The sequence below is a fragment of the Actinosynnema sp. NPDC059797 genome (assembly GCF_042732085.1).
Lineage (GTDB): Bacteria > Actinomycetota > Actinomycetes > Mycobacteriales > Pseudonocardiaceae > Actinosynnema.
On sequence record NZ_JBHWIE010000768.1, the window covers coordinates 1 to 1,038 of the forward strand.

The window sequence follows — 1,038 nt, forward strand, 5'->3', positions numbered from 1 at the left end:
CCCTGGACCTGCTGCGGCGGCTGGCGGCGCTGCGCGTCGAGCTGCCGCTGGACGCCGTCACCGCCGCCACGCACCCGCTGGACGACCTGCACCTCAGTTCCATCACGGTCGGCCAGCTCGTCAACGAGGTCACCCGCAGCCTGGGCCGCCCGGCCCTGGAGGCCGCGCCGAACTTCGCCACCGTGCGGCTGGGCGAGCTGGCCGACCTGATCGACGAGCTGGCCGCCACCGCCCACGAGGAGGAGCGCGACAGCGGCGAGGTGCCCGGCGTGGCGCCGTGGGTGCGGCCGTTCCTGGTCCGGCACGTCGAGCGCCCGCTCGCGCCCGTCACGCCCGCCGCGCCCGGCGACTGGTCGGTGCACGCGCCCGAGGGGCACCCGCTCGCCGAACCGCTGCGGGCCGCGCTGCCCGGCGACGGCGTGCTGCTGCTCCTGCCGCCCGAGGGCGGTGACGCGCACGTCGGCCTGTTCCTGGCGGCGGCGCGCGACGCGCTGGCGACCGGCCGGCGGTTCGCCGTCGTGCAGCACGAGCTGGGCGCGTCCGGCCTCGCCCGCACCCTGCACCTGGAGGCGCCGCACCTGCCGGTGACCGTGGTCGACCTCGACCCCGCGCTGATGGACCCGGACACCGGCGCCGTGGCCAAGGTCGTCGCCGAGGTGGCCGCGACCACCGGCTTCTCCCAGGTCCGCTACGACCGCGACGGCACGCGGACCGTGCCGGTGCTCGGCGCCGTGCCCGCCGAGCCCGGCGGGGGAGCGGCCGGCACGCCGCTGGAGCCCGGCGACGTGCTCCTGGTCACCGGCGGCGGCAAGGGCATCACGGCCGAGTGCGCCCTGGCCATCGCCCGCGACTCGGGCGCGTCCCTGGCCCTGGTCGGCCGGGCCGACCCGGAGCGGGACGCCGAGCTGGCCGCCAACCTGGCCCGGATGACCGCCGCCGGCGTCACCCACCGCTACGAGCGCGCCGACGTGACCTCCGCCGAGCAGGTCGCCGCCGCCGTCGAGCGGTTCCGCGCCGAGCTGGGCGAGGTCACCGCCT

At 78.5% G+C, this 1,038-nt stretch carries 1 protein-coding gene; it reads left to right on the forward strand.

From position 1 onward, the window contains the following. Positions 1 to 1,038, forward strand: a 1,038-nt coding sequence (locus tag ACFV4N_RS44035) for an SDR family NAD(P)-dependent oxidoreductase (RefSeq protein WP_499678654.1), incomplete at both ends; no start/stop codon positions are given.